The sequence below is a fragment of the Parasediminibacterium schistidii genome, from assembly GCF_046546515.1.
Classification (GTDB): domain Bacteria; phylum Bacteroidota; class Bacteroidia; order Chitinophagales; family Chitinophagaceae; genus Parasediminibacterium.
The window spans coordinates 78,175-97,796 of record NZ_JBKHKJ010000008.1 but is presented as its reverse complement, the minus strand read 5'-3'; the positions used below and the strand labels follow the sequence as shown (position 1 = coordinate 97,796).

Annotated in this window: 13 protein-coding genes; 3 read left to right on the top strand and 10 right to left on the bottom strand. The window is 40.1% G+C overall.

From position 1 onward, the window contains the following. Positions 1-170: 170 nt before the first annotated feature. From ACHFIY_RS06630 to ACHFIY_RS06615, 4 genes are all read right to left on the bottom strand, one after another. Positions 171-437: a PIN domain-containing protein gene (locus ACHFIY_RS06630; RefSeq protein WP_410845318.1), complete on the bottom strand. Its 267-nt coding sequence runs from the start codon at positions 435-437 to the stop codon at positions 171-173. 118 nt (positions 438-555) lie between these two features. Continuing rightward, positions 556-807: a hypothetical protein gene (locus tag ACHFIY_RS06625; protein ID WP_410845284.1), complete on the bottom strand. Its 252-nt coding sequence runs from the start codon at positions 805-807 to the stop codon at positions 556-558. 326 nt (positions 808-1,133) lie between these two features. Beyond that, positions 1,134-1,535, bottom strand: a complete 402-nt coding sequence (locus tag ACHFIY_RS06620) for a putative toxin-antitoxin system toxin component, PIN family (protein WP_410845283.1) — start codon at positions 1,533-1,535, stop codon at positions 1,134-1,136. After that, positions 1,513-1,773, bottom strand: coding sequence for a hypothetical protein (locus ACHFIY_RS06615; protein WP_410845282.1), 261 nt, complete (start codon positions 1,771-1,773; stop codon positions 1,513-1,515). Before ACHFIY_RS06615 ends, ACHFIY_RS06620 begins: the two co-directional genes overlap by 23 nt. A 200-nt stretch (positions 1,774-1,973) precedes the next feature. Here ACHFIY_RS06615 and mqnC point away from each other — a divergent pair, with 200 nt between their 5' ends. Continuing rightward, positions 1,974-3,098, top strand: a complete 1,125-nt coding sequence (mqnC, locus tag ACHFIY_RS06610) for a cyclic dehypoxanthinyl futalosine synthase (protein ID WP_410845281.1) — start codon at positions 1,974-1,976, stop codon at positions 3,096-3,098. 65 nt (positions 3,099-3,163) lie between these two features. On the opposite strand, the gene ACHFIY_RS06605 is transcribed toward mqnC, so the two are convergent. Then, entirely contained in the window at positions 3,164-5,233 is a 2,070-nt protein-coding gene (locus ACHFIY_RS06605) for a T9SS type A sorting domain-containing protein (RefSeq protein ID WP_410845280.1), read from the bottom strand. A 684-nt stretch (positions 5,234-5,917) separates the two neighbouring features. Between ACHFIY_RS06605 and ACHFIY_RS06600 the strand changes: the two genes are divergently transcribed. Beyond that, a complete protein-coding gene (locus ACHFIY_RS06600; protein ID WP_410845279.1) occupies positions 5,918-7,600 on the top strand; it encodes an NAD+ synthase in 1,683 nt (560 codons plus the stop codon). A gap of 38 nt (positions 7,601-7,638) precedes the next feature. Here the strand turns inward: ACHFIY_RS06600 and hscA are convergent, their stop codons facing one another. The 5 genes from hscA to ACHFIY_RS06575 all read right to left on the bottom strand — a co-directional run bounded on the left by hscA (position 7,639) and on the right by ACHFIY_RS06575 (position 17,498). Then, positions 7,639-9,534 carry a Fe-S protein assembly chaperone HscA gene (hscA, locus tag ACHFIY_RS06595; protein WP_410845278.1) on the bottom strand — a complete coding sequence of 632 codons (1,896 nt, stop codon included), beginning with the start codon at positions 9,532-9,534 and terminating at the stop codon, positions 7,639-7,641. Positions 9,535-9,635: 101 nt separating this feature from the next. Continuing rightward, entirely contained in the window at positions 9,636-10,013 is a 378-nt protein-coding gene (locus ACHFIY_RS06590; protein WP_410845277.1) for an RDD family protein, read from the bottom strand. A 9-nt stretch (positions 10,014-10,022) separates the two neighbouring features. Continuing rightward, entirely contained in the window at positions 10,023-15,116 is a 5,094-nt protein-coding gene (porU2, locus tag ACHFIY_RS06585; protein WP_410845276.1) for a putative type IX secretion system sortase PorU2, read from the bottom strand. Positions 15,117-15,213: 97 nt separating this feature from the next. After that, positions 15,214-16,320 (bottom strand): putative type IX sorting system protein PorV2, encoded by a 1,107-nt coding sequence (locus ACHFIY_RS06580; RefSeq protein WP_410845275.1) that lies wholly within the window; start codon positions 16,318-16,320, stop codon positions 15,214-15,216. Between the two features lie 95 nt (positions 16,321-16,415). Further along, complete coding sequence (locus ACHFIY_RS06575) at positions 16,416-17,498, bottom strand: acyltransferase family protein (RefSeq protein WP_410845274.1); 1,083 nt, start codon at positions 17,496-17,498, stop codon at positions 16,416-16,418. An 807-nt stretch (positions 17,499-18,305) separates the two neighbouring features. Between ACHFIY_RS06575 and tyrS the strand changes: the two genes are divergently transcribed. Then, on the top strand, positions 18,306-19,589 hold the full coding sequence (gene tyrS, locus ACHFIY_RS06570) for a tyrosine--tRNA ligase (RefSeq protein WP_410845273.1): 1,284 nt from the start codon (positions 18,306-18,308) through the stop codon (positions 19,587-19,589). Positions 19,590-19,622 lie beyond the last annotated feature (33 nt).

Genomic DNA, 19,622 nt, shown 5'->3' with positions numbered 1-19,622 from the left:
CAGCCTGCGGCTGACCGGATAAAATAAGGTGGCTTATGCCAGGACTGGTGTCAACTCGAAGTTTCGAGCAAAATGAATTTTGATGCGTTTACACTGAGGAGGCAATAGGCATTGAGGCAGTGAGTAATTTGCCCTTATTCCCAAACATCCTTGTAAATATAATTATCACTTTAAGGTATATACAATTGAAGACCCTTTATAAACTTATAGTCTTCATGATTAAATGTAAATAATGGAATATCCATTAATAAACAGCTAGCCGCAATAATAGCATCAGGTATTTTTAAAGAATGACTTTTTGAATATTGGGTTATCAATCTAAAAGCTACCTCCCCAATTGAAGAAGATAGCTCAACACTAGCAAAATTGTGGATTTGGCGTATTATTTTTTCAACTTCTGCTTTATTTTTGTGCCTTGTACTAATTCCATTTTCGATACCACAGATAGTAGCAATTAAATTTGCTGTTCTTCTAAGTTTATTAAGCTAGCCAATACCAAAGAATGCCTATGCTTAGTATTGTCCAATAACTCAATAAAAACATCTTCATCAAGAACTATTTGTTTTGATTCCATGCAATATGTCTTAGCTCCTCGGCCTCTAGATTAATGCCTGTTAAAGCACCTGCCATTTGCCCTACGGTTTGATGATGAATAGCTTTTGTAATTTTTATGCCGTTTACAAAATAGAATGAAGATTTTGTTGATTCGGCTTTATTCTCCTTTACCTCGGCATCAAAGGCAGTTGCAACAGCTTTAATTGCTCTTAATGCTTTTTTATCTTTAGATATAATTGTAACTGCTGCCATACCTTATTTTAATACTAAGATACGGCTATTGCTAAATATGTATATAAAATTTTCATGACCATGTTTTATACTGTGCTAGGCGGCACGTTCAGCAGGGCATGTCGCCTTAATAGATAAAAGGGATTTCTAATCCCTGAAATATGTTTTAGTTCAGTTGTTCTCGGCAAGCCTAAGCTTTTTGTAGCTTAAAAATGGGTTGGTTGCGGGAACATTTGGAAAAAAGGATTAAAAATCCTGTTAATCTGTTGAGGCTAGATGCGCTGAGCTAACACTTAGCCAAGCGGGATTTTATCAACACAAAACTTAAAACAGGAAACCTAAAACAATTACAATGGCACGGGGTAATTTTCCTTGAACCATTTTATGTCGTGGATAGCTATTGGGCTTTCGCTAAATTCAAGCAATGCTTTTTCTTTGGTTACAATTACTTCGCTGTTGGTTTGTATGGCAAGGTCGAAAAGGAAATTGTCTTTGGGGTCGGGACTATTGGAGAATTTAGGGGTTGTAGGAAAATGAAACGTAAATTCCTTTATTTCTTGTATTATTTGTTTTGCAATACCAGGGTCTTGCGTTATTTTATAAGCATTCCTTTCTACTTCTGCTATTAGCAAATCATCTACAAAAACAACAAGATTATAAGTAAGCACTGCATCGGCTAACCTGTATAATTTGCCGTGCTTGGCATAAGTAAAGTAAACTGAAGTGTCAATCACGAGTTTTGTTGGCATAAAATCCCCTCCTGTCTTGGCTAATCATGTCCGTAATTTCATTTTCGGTTAATGATATATTTAGTGCCTCTAATTTTTTGTCAAGAGCTTTCACGGAAGCTAGTATTTTATCTTTACGCAAAGATAAAAGTAGCTGGTGCTGTTGTATTGCATCCATCATGTCCACTTCATCCACAATCTGCCGCAACAGTGAAGGGCTGCTTATGGCTGCTGTTTTTTCAATCAATAGTTCTTCCATAACCATACATTTATAGTTGCAATATAATTTAAAAAACTACAAAAAGGCACAAGATAACACGAATTAAGGCGAATTGCACGAATTTTACCAACACACAAACCCTAAACCCTAAACCCTAAACCCTAAACCCTAAAACACAAAACTTAAAACAACCACAACCTTACACTCCCTACCTTTGTTATTATTTAAAACTGGTGAATATGCAATTGGGAGAGTTATATAAAAAAGCACTGGCTTTTGAATTTTTAAGTATAGAGGAAGGATTGTTTTTGTTTGAAAATGCGCCATTGGCCGAGTTAATGTTTGTGGCAGACGAGCTGCGTAAGATACAAGTGCCACATGGCAAGGTAACTTGGCAGATAGACCGCAATGTGAACACCACCAATGTGTGCATAGCCAATTGCAAATTCTGCAATTTCTACCGCATACCTGGCCATGCAGAGGCATATATTACAGATATGCCTACCTACCGCAAGAAAATATCGGAAACAATCAAGTGGGGCGGCGACCAATTGCTGCTACAGGGCGGCCACCACCCGGCATTGGGCTTGCAATTCTATACAGATACCTTTAGTGCAATCAAAGCAGAATTTCCAACTATCAAATTGCACACACTTGGGCCACCCGAAGTGGCACATATTACCAAGCTGGAAAAAAGCACGCATGTAGAAGTATTAAAAGCTTTGAAAGAAGCTGGCATGGATTCTTTGCCAGGCGCAGGAGCCGAAATATTGGTGGACAGGGTAAGGCGATTGATTAGCAAAGGTAAATGTGGCGCAGACGAATGGCTGGAGATAATGCACCAAGCGCATAAACTAAATATCACTACCAGTGCCACGATGATGTTTGGGCATGTGGAAACTTTGGAAGAACGTTTTATACACCTAGTACGCATCAGGGAAATACAAGCCAAAAAGCCTGAAAATGCCAAAGGCTTCCTGGCTTTTATACCATGGACATTTCAGGATGTGGACACATTGCTTACTAAAATAAGGGGTGTGCAAAACCTGACTACCCCAGACGAGTATATACGCATGATTGCCATTAGCCGCATTATGCTGCCGAATGTAAAAAACATACAAGCAAGTTGGTTAACCGTGGGCAAACAAACAGCACAAATGTGCCTACATGCCGGTGCAAACGATTTTGGTAGTATTATGCTGGAAGAAAATGTGGTAAGTGCCGCAGGTGCGCCACACAGGTTTACTTATAAAACCATCCAGGATGCTATTAGTGAAGCTGGGTTTGAACCACAGCTACGTAACCAACAATACGAATGGCGCGAAATACCTTCTTTGATAGAAGAACAGGTGATTGACTATTAATCTATTTTTTCGCCACAAAGGCAAGAAGAAACACAAAGCCAAAACATTGTGTTTCTTCCTGCTATTTATTGCTTGAAAAACTTACTAACAGTAGAAATATCATTGCTTCTACAACGAATGAAATAAATGCCTTTTGAAAGATTAGCAATATTAATTGTCTTTAAATAAGTTCCCACAGGAATAGAAGCACCCACTACCTTAACGGCTTTCCCTTCTACAGAAAGAATTTCAAACACGGCATTGTTCATTATTTTATCACTCGAAACATGGATATTTAAATAATCGGCTACTGGATTAGGGTAAACAGCCATTTTAAAAACAGATTTAGTGCCATCTACTTTTAGTACAGTACTATATTCAAACTTACCATCCTTATCTACGATCCTAAGCCTGTAATAATTTACGACAGCCTCCACATTCATGTCTGTGTAAGTATAATTACTCCCATTTGCAATGTTGTTGCTGCTTACCTTACCAATACCAACATAGTCTTTACCATCCTTACTTTTTTCAATTTCAAAATAGGCAAACCCTAACTCGGTTGCAGTAGACCATTTTAAAACGTTAGCATTGTCATTTTGTGTTACACTAAAGGTTGAAATTTTTACGGGCAGCGGGGCTGTAGGTGCAAAACGGAAAAGGCTTCTGCCAAGTGAAAAATACCATGTACTATCCTGGTAAGTATAACTATTATAGCTAAAACTAGGTGCAAGAATTGGAGTAGCATTTAACCTTGCTAAATAATAGCTTTGCGAATTATTGTATATAACATCTCCTTTTTCATTTAATGCAACAATGGAACTACTGCTATTAAAAAAAGAGATTTGTTTACTTACACCTAAAGTATCTCTAAGCCACACTTGCATTTGGCCTGACGCCCCCAATTTCAAGTAAGTGATAAATTTATTTTTAATACTATAATTTAATATGGTTATGTAGGCTGAAGGATAATTAGTACTTGTACCCAAATTGCTTAGCTGTGTTTCCGTTACCCCATCGGACATATAAACATAACTTGTCCAAACATTATTCGAAAAGACTGCCTTGATATATACAGAATAATTTCCATCAGTAACAGGTAAGAAATTTATGGTATCGATACCATTATTATTAGTTAAAGGCGTTATGATGCCATTTTTATAAATAATGATGTTATTCTTAGGAACACCAATATTGTTATTGCAGTTTACCGTACTTACAATAGTTCCATTATCAGCTACATCAGCAACAAAATATCCGACAGACGTATTTAAGGAAAGAACTGTATCTACCCGGGTAGCTAAATTTCGTAAAGTCAAATTGCAATCACCTTGCGCAACGAAACATGCATAATTTCGGGAAGGAGAAAAAGTATTAAAGTCAAATGTACGCAAAGAATCCAATGTGCCGTTATTCCAATCATAAGTTGAATTTGATGTAGTTTGGTAAATGCTATCAGCAGTAAAGGCTGCAAAACTTGCCCCATAGGGCGTAAGGACGGGATTAGGGTTTGTAGGTTTAACAAATCCAGAAATTGGTATTTGTATTTGTGTATTAGATAAAGCATCAACGATATTCAGATTAGTTTTATAAATATATCCAATGAAAGAGCTATCGGAATAAGTGAGAATTTTATTATATTTAAAGTCTGCTATTTCTTGGTTTGCTTGATAAACTTCGCTTACAGCAGGACTTCTGAATATATAAATTTTGCTGGATGTATATGCCGCTTGATTTTTCTTATCGCGTACTTCCACATAAAAATCACTCCTTAAAGTATCAGGAAAAGATGAAAAATCAAAAGTGAACAGAAGCGAATCCTTTACTTTTCCGCTAAAAATAAGTCTGCCTCGATAATATGTTGATTCATTGAGCAAACTACCGCCAAAAAAAATACTCACCGAGCAACTGTCAATATCTTTACAGATTAGTTTAACAGGAAGGGATGTCCTAGATGCAGTTAGTACGCTGTAAGGTAGTGGGCTTTTGAGGGTTATTAGGGGAGGGTTATCATAAATAACTTTTCTGGTGGTGGTTCCAGTATTACCAAAAAAATCTGTTGCTGTTGCCAGCAAAGGAATAGTGTCTCCTTCGTTAAAAGAATTATTTAGCAAAACAACCCCTTCGAAGTAATTTGTGCTATTATTATAAGCCAAAGTTTGTACTACGGACCCCACGGTTAAAGTAACAGTAGATATTTGGTAGGTAGAACCTACACTAACTGTAATTCTAAAGGATTTTTTTACGGGTAAATAATCACTGGCTGGGTTAATAAAAGAAGCAGTTATGGCGCCAAAACAACAGTTGCTGGTGATAATGTAGAAAGCTATCAAAGCTAAAAACTTAAGTACAAAATTTTTCATTAATTAAAGTTTTTTGATTTTATAGTTTAGGAAGTTATTTTGTTTTTAATACGTCAAGAAATTGAAAGTTCTTACATCCTAGGAAAAAAGTGTAAACATGATATGTAATAGTGTTTGAGTTTGAATTTAAACTAATTGTCTAAAGTTGAATAAATAAAAATTTAATATTTTAGAGATAGTTGTTATTCACATCTATTCCTAATTAATTATAAGCTTCTTAAAAATAATATAAAGATAGCTTGCCTTTTTTATTTACAGTAAAAAAAATTACAAACGGTAGAACGGCCAATATTTGTAAAAATAGCTTTATATAAAACCACGTGCTTAAGTGCCATTGGCAGGAGGAGATATTGTAGCTATCGGTTAAAACTCGCTCTGGACCTTCATTCTTAATGTACTTTTCCTGGCATTCGTGCCTATGTGGTGAAAAAATCATTTGGATTATGACAGCTGCCGTCCGTTCCTTACCTTCGCCGCATGAAAATCTACCTGGCCCAGCAGAATTATCATATAGGCAATTTTGAAAGCAATGTTCAAAAAATAATTGTTGCTATCAACAAGGCAAAAGCCGACAAGGCAGACCTGATTGTTTTTAGCGAGATGAGCGTTTGCGGCTACCCCGCAAGGGATTTTGTAGAATTTTCAGACTTTATCAACAAATGCTACGATGCTATTGATGAGATAAAAATGCACGCCGATACTATTGGCGTGCTGGTTGGCTCGCCAGCCCGCAACCCCAATGTAAAGGGCAAGCCATTGTTTAATGCGGCATTTTTTCTTTACGAGCAGAAAATATTGGCAGAAGTACACAAAACATTGCTGCCTACTTACGATGTGTTTGATGAATACCGCTATTTTGAACCCGCTTTTGAGTGGGACGTTGTGAAATTTAAAGGCAAAAAAATAGCTATTACTATATGTGAGGATATTTGGAACCTAGGCAACAACCCCCTGTACCGTGTTTGCCCGATGGACTTGCTGATGCACCAAAGCCCAGATTTCATGGTAAACCTTAGTGCCAGCCCCTTTGACTATACACACGATGAAACAAGGAAAGCAGTGGCCAAGGCAAACGTTGCAAAATACCAATTGCCAATGTTTTACTGCAATGCAGTGGGTAGCCAAACCGAAATAGTATTTGATGGTTCGTCCCTTGTTTTTGACAAATATGGCAACCTCTGCAAACTGTTCCCTGCTTTTAAGGAAGCAGTAGAAGGTGTTATTTTAAACAACGATGGCACTATTAAGTCATCTGTATTAGAGCCTTATTCCCCCATACCTGAACCTGCCATTAACGATGGCACATTGGACGAAAACTTAAACACCCATGAGATATACGATGCCCTGATACTTGGCATAAAAGATTATTTTGTAAAAATGGGCTTTACCAAAGCTATTTTAGGAAGCAGTGGCGGCATAGACTCGGCAGTGGTGCTTGCCTTGGCTTGCGATGCCTTGGGCAGCGAAAACGTAAGGGCTATTTTAATGCCTTCCCCCTATTCTTCAAGCCATTCGGTTGATGATGCAGTGGCATTGAGCAAAAACTTAAACAACCCCTACGATATTATACGCATAAACGATGTGTATGAATCGTTCCTGCATACGCTGGAGCCTGTTTTCAATGGCCTTCCGTTTAGCCTTGCCGAGGAAAATGTACAAAGCCGCACAAGGGGCAACCTGTTGATGGCTATTGCCAACAAGTTTGGCTATATATTGCTAAATACGTCCAACAAAAGTGAACTATCTACTGGTTATGGCACTTTGTATGGCGACATGGCCGGTGGCGTAGGCGTATTGGGGGATTGTTATAAACTGCAAGTATATGCCTTGGCTAAGTATATTAACAGGGAAAAAGAAATAATCCCTTCGCATATTATTGCCAAAGCACCTAGCGCAGAGCTAAGGCCAAACCAAAAAGACAGCGACAACTTGCCAGACTATGAAGTGCTAGACAGGATATTGTTTCAATACATTGAAAACAGGCTAGGGCCAGCCGAAATAAAAGCACAAGGCTTTGATGCTGCCATTGTAGATAGGACTATTAAGCTGGTAAACAACAATGAGTATAAACGCAACCAGTTTTGCCCCATCATCCGTATTAGCCCAAAAGCATTTGGTGTGGGCCGAAGGGTACCTATTGTAGGTAAGTATCTAAGCTAAGTGCGTCCATCATTTTTGTTTTTGTAAACTTACATTATTTATTCCAAAATTTTCTGCCCCTTCATGGCTGTACTGATAGCTGCGTCCATCACCCGTTCTGCAAAGGGGCGGGTTATTTCGTTTAGCTCTTCTGTCTTGGCTTGTATCAGGTTTTTATCCTCCATTGTAAGGGCTAGTTGCAATGCCTGCATGGCTGCTGCGGTGTTTAGCATTTCTTCATGGGTTATCAAACTTGAATTTTTTGTAAGGAACTTTTCAGTTACACCCAATATTTGCTCCCCTTCTGTTCGGGCTTCTACCAATGCACGGGTTTTTATATCGTCTTTTGCATGGGTAATGCTGTCCATCAGCATTTGCTCTACCTGCCCATCCGTAAGGCCATATTGTGGCTTCACTTCTATGCTTTGCTGCACGCCGCTTCTCAGTTCTTTTGCCGTAACCACCAATATGCCATCGGCATTTATCAAAAAACTTACTTCTACCTTGGGCATACCTGCTGGCATACCGGGTATGCCAGTAAGGTTAAACTCCGCTAGGCGGCGGTTGTCTTTTACCAAATCGCGTTCCCCTTGAAAAACAGATATGCGCATACTGCCCTGCCCATCTTTATGTGTAGTGTATTGTCGGCCAACTTTGGTAGGTATTTTAGAATTTCGGGGTATCAACACATCCATCAAGCCGCCCATTGTTTCTATGCCAAGGCTTAGTGGCGTAATATCTAGCAATAAAAAATCTTTGTTGTTGCCCGCCAAAATATCTGCTTGTATGGCTGCACCCAAGGCTACTACTTCATCTGGGTTTACCATGTCGTTTACAGGCTTGCCAAAAAAAGCACTTACTGCATTTTTCACTGCTGGCACACGGGTGCTGCCGCCCACCATTACAATGGTATCTATTTCCGCTTTGTTTACCCCCGCATCTTTTAGTGCATTGCTGCAACTGGCAATGGTTTTATCTATGAGTGGCTGGATAAGGGCGTTGAAGTCTTTAGTCGTAAGGCGTAAGGCGTAAGGCGCAATCGGTGAGTGGTGAGTGGTGAGTGGTGAGGTAATAGATGAATTAAATTCATCATTGCTGCTTAAATACTTCTTGGCTTCTTCTGCTTTCAAGCGGAAAGTTTGCGAAAGCTGCTTGTTATTGTGCAGCAAATCCTCTGAAAGGTTGTTTTGTTGTAGCCAATGCTGGATAATCAACCTGTCAAAATCATCACCGCCAAGATATGTATCGCCATTAGTACTTAACACTTCAAATATGCCACCTGTAATGCGGAGGATAGACACATCGAAAGTGCCGCCACCAAGGTCGTAAACTGCAATTGTTTTTTCTTCGTCCATCTGCAGGCCAAGGCCATAAGCTAGGCTAGCGGCTGTGGGTTCGTTTACAATCCTCAACACATCTAGCCCTGCCAGTTTGCCCGCATCCCTTGTTGCTTGCCGCTGCGCATCGTTAAAATAGGCTGGCACGGTAATAACGGCTTTGGTTACAGGTGTTTTTAAAATATGTTCCGCCCGCTGTTTCAATTCCTTTAAAATAAAAGAAGACAATTCAATGGGCGAATAAAAAGTATCGCCCACCTGCACTTTTACCAAGCTGTCTGTGTTATCGTCAATTACTTTGTATGTAAAAAAGCCAGCGTTGTTTTTTACATCGTTAAAGCTTTTGCCCATCAACCGCTTGGCACTGAAAATGGTGTTTTGAGGTTCTGTTTCCAAGTATTGCTTGGCTTCCTCCCCTACTGTTGCATTGCCGTACTGGTCAAAATGCACAATGCTGGGTACTAAACTACTGGTGCCATGCTCTTTTAAAGCAACTGGCTTTTTTGTTTCAGGATGAATGATGGCCACAAGACTGTTGGTTGTACCAAGGTCTATGCCCACTATCATTTCGGCCTGTTGCAAGCTGCCTGTTGCTATGTTGATTGAAATTTTTGCCATAATTCATAAGTCGTAAGTCGTAAGTCGTAAGTCGTAAGTCAAGGAAATCCATTACTAAGGTTTACTTATGACTTACGACTTATGACTTACGACTTATGCGTTTACGCCTGCACTACTTCTGTGTTGCTGAAATAGTCGTGCAAAGGCTTGTCTAAAAAAGGGATAAAAAAGCTATCTATTAATAATAGCCTTGTGATGCTTCGCAATAAAATATGGATAATAGACGGCTTTTTGCCTTGTTTGTTTACTACTTTAGTATAACTAAACCATTTGCCAGGCGTACGGGAAAAAATGCCCTCGAACAAAGCATAGTAAACAAAAGTACCCCCAAAGAAAAACCATCCATAATTATAACCTTGATAGCCATAAAACTGCACATACACATTCCAGCCATGGAAGCATAAGGCGCTTATGATGAAAATAATAATGGTATCAATCAAATAATTCAGCACCCTTGTGCCTATCCCTACTGTTTGCATGGTGCAAAGTTACCGCATCAAATACATCTTTCCATAACCAGATTTAAAATACATATCTGTGCCTGTATCGTATTTGTCTATCCCAATGCCATTTAATCGGGTAACCACATGGTACAGGTACACACCATTGCCCAGCTTGGCTCCATACATATCGGTGCCATCCCATTTGAAAGAGGTAATATTATTGCCTATATGCAAACTGCCTAGCTCCTCACGGGTTATTTCGCGTACAATTTTTCCGGTAACCGTAAGAATTTGTATCTTAATATTCTGCGGCACTTCGCTACCCGTGAGCGTAAACACAAAGGCAGTAGAAGTAGTAAACGGATTGGGATAATTAAACACATTGCTTATCATCGGCTTGTTGGTTACCTGAAACGATACCCTGTATTGTTGGCTGCCTGATGGGTTGCCGCTCCTGTCTTTTCCTGTTACAATTAATGTATAAGTGCCATCGTTTACCAGATAAGGCGCAAAGTCCACAATAGCCGCATTTTCTGTTGCACTTGGTGTGGCAGGCGTAAAACGCAGCGTGTCGCCATCAAACTTTACTTGCTTCACCGTTTTGTCAGGATACATTAGCTGCACGGTTACAAGCGACGTGTCGTTCAATAAATAATACCGTGCATCGTCCTTCATTTTAATGCGTATTGCGGGCTTGCTAGAAACAATATCGTTGTTTAGTATGTGCAGCCCATCAAAGGTTACATCTAGCACCGGATTTTTATTGTCGTTCGTTACCACAAAACTTTTGTAAATAAAATTGTTGGCGTGGTACTGCTCGGGTTGGTTATTATCTGGGTTTACCTCTATAATAAACGTATTAGCCCCAACATATTTTTTTGCATCAATGGTAGTAAAAACAACAGCCGTGTCGCCCGGTGCTAGCTTTTTCAACTTGCCAAAAGGTATTACCGTAGTATTATTACTATTATCAATAATCTCCATTTTCACGGTAATGCTATCCCTGAAAGTTGCATCACTGATGTTTTTAAATGCAATGGCTGCTTTTATATACTGCCCTTGCTGGAAAGTATCGGTAGAAGCATAGCTAGGATTCACGGTATCGTTGAAGCTGAACTTCACATTAGGTGCCATGCCACCTTCGGGCACCAAATTGCCAAACAACCGCCAATACCTTAGCTGGTAAGGCGTTTGGTAAATACTGTCTGCATTGCGCATTGCTAGTTGTATGTTAGGGTATTTAACAGCATCTATCGAAGACAAATCCACGTCTTGATCCGTAACCCCTAACGATAAAAGAGGCGTTTGATTGCCTGAGCCATCTACCCCCAGCACAGTTACATTCACTGCATCTCCTGGTTTGCTATCGGCACTTGCCCCCCTCCATTGTAGCTGCTTCCAAGCAGTAACGGGGCCAAACACCGGGGATGTTATATACCCAAGCGTATCGATAGATGCAATATTTAGGTTCAATGCAATGGCATCGTACAATCCATTGCTAAATTTAGATTTCAGGACAAAAGAAGGGGTGTTTTTCTTATAAATAAATACAAATGTCCTTGGCCTGTTAAAAGAATCCACATCAGCAAGGCCAACTGCCTTTAAATGGCTATAGAGCGTGTTAGTGCCATAATAGGCAGCATCCGATTTCCATGTATCCACAAAAGGGATACCGTCGTCATAGTTGAGCCGTGCACTAACAATATAGCCCTGGGGTATCCAATCCATAAAATCCCTTGCCGCCCTTCTTCCTGTGGTATCTGTCATCGGGAATTCAAAATTATATTCAGTACCCGTATTGCCGCAATAAAAAGCACTACCCATAAACAACCCAGTTGCACCTGCCTGTACCGGAGATGGGTTTGGCTGATTATAAAAAGGTTTTAAAGTAACAGGGTCGAAAATGTTAAAAATCAGGGACTTGCCCACACATGCCCCTTCGGGGCCAATTAACCCATTAACTACGGTTGCAAAATCAGAACCTTCTGTTCCACTAGTTGGGTAAATGGCCTGGCGTATAATAATATTATTTGAGTCGGGCAAATAAGTCCACTTGCGGCTAAAGCTATCAAGGTATAGCCTTTGTGTACTTGATTTTAGGTGTTGGTACAAATGTGACTGGTTGAAACCACCACTTGTTGCGCTTTTTAAATAAACAAAGCTGCTGGAACTGTAAGCATATACCCCATTTGTTGGCACCTGGGCAACACGCCAGTAATAAACAGTGCTATCAGTAAAAGTAACACCGGGGTCGAATGACAATGCCCCACCTATGCTGGTAAGGGTTTTGGTTACTTTGAAAGGAGAATTGAACAATTCCGTGGTATCAAAATCCATTGCATAGGTATTCAAGGGCGCAATCGGGTTGGCCGTTGAAGCAATTAGCTGGATGCTTGGTTTGTTTACAATGGCAAATTTTTGTGGGTATATAGGTAGCACCCCATTGTCAAAAATGGAAAAAGATTTTGTAACCGAGTTATTCGTCTCGCTTATCTCATCAACTTTATTGTTATTGTCTATAGTTACAATAATCTGGTTTGTACCCTTGTCCCTCGAAGCAAGAATTGGCACATTGAGTATTACAGAATCTTCATAAATGATGTTGGGGATTTTTTTATTAAACAACTCAACAATTTTGCCATCTGGGTATTTCCGTTGTATCAATACATTTACAAAAGAATCGGTAGTTGCCTTTCCAAGATTGTAGATATAGGCTTTTACCACAAACTGGCTGTCAGCTACCGAGATAACGGAAGGGCTTGTAACAACAGTTTGCTGCTCCACCACAAAATCTGGCTTGCCACTTGCATTTATTTTCAGTACTGGGTCGCCTGCCAGTATGGTTTCCTCGGCATGGGTGCGTGTAAAAAAATTATCAAACTGGTTGCCAGCCCCTGCTTTCAAGGCGGCAGTGCCAGCTATCATGTTTTTGCACAAAGGAGCATTATACCCAGTTCCATCCAAGGAAGTATAAAATGCCGAGGAATACGTATCTAAATAATTGGTAAGGCCAAAATGAGAATTGCCTATAAAAGCAATAGCCCCTTTTTGCTGTGCAAATACATATTTTTCCGTGATGGAAGAAAGGTTGTTAAAACGCGATTCGTCATAATCAAAGAAATTGCCGATGCTGCATCCGTTTGTTAAAAAAACCGGGTATTTGCCTTGGTTGTTAAAAATAAGTGGATCGTTCAGGTTGGCATAATCTAAAAGCGTAGATGACCCATGCCCAAAGTAGGTCAACAGGCTAAAGCCACTTGCGAACAATGCATTTAGCTGTGCATTGGCAACTGCTGTTACAGGGCCTGTGGTTGTTTTATTAAAGTTGGCAACCACGCCACTAAACAATGGTTTTTTAATGATGTTTTCATACCCTTGCAAATAACCCATTAGCAAGCTGTTTAAACTAGGATCGTCTGCTCCAGCCACATGTATTAGCTGTTTCATCCATAGCTTGCCGCTTATTGTCTGCGGGCCTGCTGCCTGGGCTTCATATTCTTTCACTTTGGCTAGGTAAGTATTTACTTCGCTTTGCGAAATGGCAGACAAACGACCAACCCCAATGGTACTTTCTGGTTCCATGGCTGGTGAAACCAACATTACGTCAGAAGCTGGCCAGCCCCAAGTAGGCACCAAATTCAGCTTGTCGGCGTTTGGCGTACTTTGGATGCCTCGGTACTCATCGTAAGTTACCCCCTTCCCAATCAAGAAAATATAAGCAGGCTTATTTTTAAACGCAGCTGTTGCGTAACGAACAAAGTTTTTAATGCTTAGTGGGTATTTTTTTATGCCATAGCCAAACTGGTCTACCAATTCGTCTATATCATACACTTTTGCGTTGTATTGGCTGCTACGGTATGCCCTGTATTGATCCACAGCCCCGCCATTGCTTAGCCCCAAAATTTTATTGGAGATAATCATGTAATCGCCTTGGTTAGCATCTAAGCCATAATTAATAAAGTTCCGCTGCTCAAAGTTGGCAACGTAGGTAATTGCATTTACATTTCCATCTTCGCTCACCAGTATAAAATCTGTTGCAGCACCACTTACGGGCAAGGCAAATTGCAATATTCCCGCTATTGACGTATTGGCTAGATACCTAAGGTTATTTGTAATATCGTAGAGAACTGGGGTGTTATTGCCTGATTTAAAGTTGGAGATTTTCAAATAGTAGCCTTGGTTGGTTGCTGGCAAGCTAAACTTGAAAGTTGGCTGCCCACCAAAATTGAATAGGCGAGGGTATTGCAGTTCAATATAGCTGCAAACAATGCGGTCGAAAGTGTTTTGGGTAACAATATTGATGTTGAAATTTTTGGGGCTGGCATTCAACGTACTAAGCGGGATATTGTTATTGGTAAAAACAGCCACAGACAGACCACTTATTTGCCCCCCTACGGTATCACTGCTATTGTTATCAAAACCAAGGCGTATGTTACGGGTAGATTCGCTGTTTGCCGCAAAACCGGCCTTTAATATAGCCGTCGGCCCTGTAGTGGCTGCAAATAAACTTCCTATAGGTACTGCTTTTGGCGAACCCAATTGTACTTCTGCCGTGCTCCAAAATTCGCCCATGTCGTAAGAGGAAGAATATACATACTCTCCTGCATTTTGCGCATAGCCCCTGTTGATCATCTCTTGAAAATTGTACCGCTGCTTATATATAAAGTACGGTTCTGGTGAAGGCAGGGTTTCTGGAAGTGCATTTGGGGCAACTGCAAACCTAAGGTTAGGGTTTGCAGCGGTTGGCACATTCACTGTAAGGAAAAAAGCAGCCGTGTCTGTTTGCAGGCTTAGCTGGTTGCTTAGCTGGTAGGAAGTATCTTTATACAAATATTTATCGGGCAAGCCATCATTTTGTTCTGCCCAAAATTCGATGTAATCACTTGTACCCATTGTATCTTTAGGTATGGTAGTATAAAGCGGCACTTGCTTGCCATTCCTCCATAGCTGGAATTGCTCCACAGGCGTATTTTGGAGGTTTATGCCCGACAAGGCAGTTGGATAAATACGGCAAAGCCCAGTTTGCCCAACCTTAAATTTGTAGTAAGTATTGTTGTAGTTGACCCATTCATTGTTTAGTGGCTGCGCAACAGACCGCAACGCAAAAAAGATGAACAATATAAAAAAAAGTGTACGCATTGTTTTGTTTGAGTAGTGTATTTACTTAAAATATTTATTTAGAATCGCAATTGCTTTAAATATCACTGCATAGGCATTACTACTAAAAATAGTTTTTTTATCTATGGTTTTTTACCAAATCAATCTTTAATGAAAAAATATGTGTGTACAATGGGTTCGACTGGTTGGCCAAGTTGGTAAACGCATAATCGATACCTACATTGCCCACTTTAAAGCCTGCCCCAAGGCTGGGCTGATATATCCATACCTTCTTTTGGTTGTTTAGGTCGCCATCGCTCAATGCCCTTTGGAAATTAGAAATGCCAGCCCTTAAAAACAAGTGGCTATTAAAATTGGCTTCCAAGCCCACATTGGGGTCTATGCTTATTGCATTGGTGCTTACCAGCGTGTTCCGTTTGCCATCAAATGTAAAACTTAGGTCTGCCTCGGCCAACAAATGGAATTTTGAGTTAATGGTAAAATTATACCCCACGCCACCCACAAGGCGGGGTGCCGTGTTTTCTGTGCTTTTTACGGGTATATCGTTGTTGGTCAGGTACAATACTTCCTTTTCCTTGTCTGTGAAGCTAAAACTCCATGCATTGAACGTGGTAGTAGCATCCCTTAATACAGCCCCAAGCCGCCAATTGCCCTTGGTTGCTTGCACCCCTAGGTCTATGCCAAAGCCCCATGCCTGGGCAAACGTGCCTACTTTCCGGTAAATAATCTTGGCATTGCCGCCAACATTTATTTTAAACCCATGGAAGTCTTTTACCTTTTCGGCGTAGCTGAGCAGCACGGCATTGTCGGCCGAGGAAAAACTGGTAATATTATTATAATTAATGCTTCCGTCTGGCTGCACCAAATACAAGGTGTTGGGTATATCATCTACCCCAAAACGCAAAAAACTAATGCCCAGCACCCTTTTGCCATCTTTGGTAGGCAATGCAAGGCTTGCAAAATCGTATTTGGCAATCCCTGAAAAATATTCTGCATGCATCAGGCTTAGCTGGGGATTGTTTTTTATATACACTAGCCCTGCGGGGTTCCAGTATCCGCTGGTGCCGTCCTGCACACTAGCTATTTGCGCCCCGCCCATGCCTAAGCCCCTGGCTCCAGCACCAATGTTTAAAAACTCGTTGGAGTATTTCCTAAACTGGGCAAAGGATGCATTGCATAGCAACAGCAAAACCATTAACCCAAAAAACAGTTTTTGTAGCTTCATGCTTTATGTTAATAAAAACGAAAGTAAATTAATCCTTTTAACGAGAGAAAAAGAATGCAGTTGTTGCTGCCTTGGCCTTGTTAAATTTTCAGGTTTCATAACTTTCTAATAGCTTTATGTAATGGCTCTTCAATATACATAAACAATAAAACAGAAAGCAACACCAAAACAGGAAAATTGTAAAAATAATTATGCGTGCAGTATCGAAACAATAACTCACTAAATATACCTGTATGGATAAGGTAAAAACAATAAGAGCTTTTGCCAGCCAATTGAAAAAAAGGGGTTTCCAGCATAATGCGAAAAAAAGTTTGCTCGGTTAAAATACCCCATAACATGGCGCCAATGGCAAAGGGCAACAATAGGTTATTGGCTAGTAAACGGTTTGTGCCCAAAAAATCGCTATCATCATTGCCTTTTAGCATCGCCAGCAGTACGATGGTTATGAAAATGGATGCAATGCCCATGTAAGTGTATTTTTTACTTGTAATGGCGAAGGCCTTCCTGTTTCTGTACCAAATTGCTATTTGGATACCTACATAAAAATCTAGGCACCTGCCAAAAAAAGTAGCATATACTACAAATGGGAATGCTGCAAAAAAGCCATAACTGCCCGTATTCTTAAAAGTTAGGAAAAGAGAATACCCTAAAAAATAAAAAAACAATACCTGAAAGCCTAGCTTTATTTTTCTGGTAAACAGCATAATTGCTGGAGCAAGCAGGTAAAAGGTTTCTTCCACGGTCAGAGTCCAGCCCTGCACTACCCCAGTTAATAAGAAATTAGTAAAAAATCCACGCAGCAATGTTAGGTTCATTATTAGGGTGAGCCAAAAATGACCTTCATAAATAACTTTTACATTGCCACTTTGGTTGTGTAGCAAAAACGTAATTACGGTTACCAAAAAGTACATGGGGTAAATGCGTGCAAACCTGTTTTTAAAATATGCCATTAACCACCCTTTCCGTTTCTCAATGCTTTCATTGTATCTCGTGTATATTAAAAAACCACTCAACACAAAAAAAACGCTTACGCCAATGTATAACTGATTGCAGCATGAAAACAAAGTACGGCCAATTAATTTGTCAGGAATAGGTACATGGTAAAAAAAGACCATGAAGGCAGCAACAGCCCGCAAGCCAGTCAAGGCTGGGAAATAAGGCTTTTGTGTATTTTCCATGCCCTAAAAATAAACGCTGGGATGATAGGTTCTATAAAAAAGTGTGCTATTCAGATGTTCTTTTGCCACAAAGCCACGAAGTCTCGAAGAAGCACTAAGAAAAAAAGAAAAAAAGGATTCTTAATTCCTAATTCGGGTGCATAAAAAGTTTTTCGCTTGGGCTGCCTTTTTTGATTTGCCCAGAAACATGCCCTAATTTATAAAAACCTTATCTTTGATGTATAAATGCACCCGATACAAAGCATTTACAAAGCTAGTTTCCCGGCAGCAGTATCGCAGTTCTTTTTTTACTAATATTAAAATAGTAGTTTTTAAAAATTAGGGTATTATAATTCCTTATCAAAAAATTATCACTTTATTATCATGAAATGATTAGTTTATAATCAGTTTGTTATCAATAAATAATCAATAAATGATAGTAAATTATCATAAATCAATACGTTTTTTCTACTAAAAAATTCGCTAATATTATTGATAATCAATCGTTTACAAAAATTACTAGAATTTAAAAAAAAAAGCATGAGCGGCAAAAAAGACCAAAAATTGGCAAAACTGAAACTATTTTAATAAAATAACCCGCGAAAAGGATATTATAAAAAACATACAACTGTTCTCGTTTTGCCCTCCCCCCTGCTTACCCCTCTCCTGTGCAAGAATTTGGTGCTACCTTTCTGGATAAGTAGGGCCAGATGGGAGCAGCGTTGAACTAAGGTGAATTTTCACTAAAAAAGCGAAAAACTTTTATGCGCCACCTAATTCATAATTCCTAATTCCCTAGTAGTTACTTTTGCAGCAAACATTAGTACAATGGCTTTGATAGATGAATTGCGTTGGCGGGGGATGGTGCAGGACATAATGCCGGGTACCGAGGAACAACTAGCTAAAGAAATGACCAGCGCGTATATTGGCTTTGACCCAACAGCTGACAGCCTGCATATAGGTAGTTTAGTACCCATATTATTGTTGGTGCATCTGCAAAAAGCAGGGCATAAGCCCATTGCCCTTGTTGGCGGCGCAACTGGCATGGTGGGCGACCCTAGCGGCAAAAGCGAGGAACGCAACCTGCTTAGCGAAGAAATATTACAGCACAACCAAGCGGGCGTGAAAAAGCAACTGGAACGCTTCCTTGATTTTGACGCTAGCAAAACCAATGCTGCCGAGATGGTTAATAACTACGACTGGTTCAAGGGCATTGATTTCCTAGGCTTTATCAGGGACGTGGGCAAGCACATTACCGTTAACTACATGATGGGCAAAGACAGCGTGAAGAAAAGGATTGAGGGCGAAAGCGGCATTAGCTTCACGGAGTTTACTTACCAACTGATACAGGGCTACGATTTTTATTGGCTATACAAAAACAAGAACTGTAAGCTGCAAATGGGCGGCAGCGACCAGTGGGGCAATATTACCACTGGCACAGAGCTGGTACGGAGGAAAGCGGGCGGGGAGGCCTTCGCCTTTACCTGCCCACTGGTAACCAAGGCCGATGGTGGCAAATTTGGCAAAACCGAGAAAGGCAATATATGGCTAGATGCCAGCAAAACCAGCCCTTACCAATTTTACCAATTTTGGCTGAATGCAAGCGACACAGATGCAACAAAATGGATAAAACTATTTACCCTGCTGCCGCAAGCTACCATTGAGGCATTGATTACTGAGCATGAAGCAGCTCCACACCAACGTCTTTTGCAAAAAACATTGGCCAAGGAGCTAACCGTGTTTGTACACAGCAGGGAAGATTATGAATTTGCCGTGAAAGCAAGCGAGATATTGTTTAATAACGACACGGCCGCCATTTTGCAAGCGTTGAATGAAGAGCAATTGCTTCAAGTGCTGGAAGGCGTGCCTACCGTTCAAATAGAAAAGCAACAGATAGAATATGGGTACGATTTAATTGGTTTCCTTGCCGATGTAGCCATATTCCCTAGCAAGGGGGAAGCTAAAAAAATGCTGCAAGGTGGCGGCATAGCCATTAATAAAATAAAAGTAGGGGCAGAAAAAACGGCGATAAACAACGCGGATCTACTGCAAGGCAAATATATATTGGTGCAAAAAGGGAAGAAAAATTATTATTTGATAATAGCCGGGTAAAAAAGTAGCCACGAAGGCACAAAGACTCAAAGT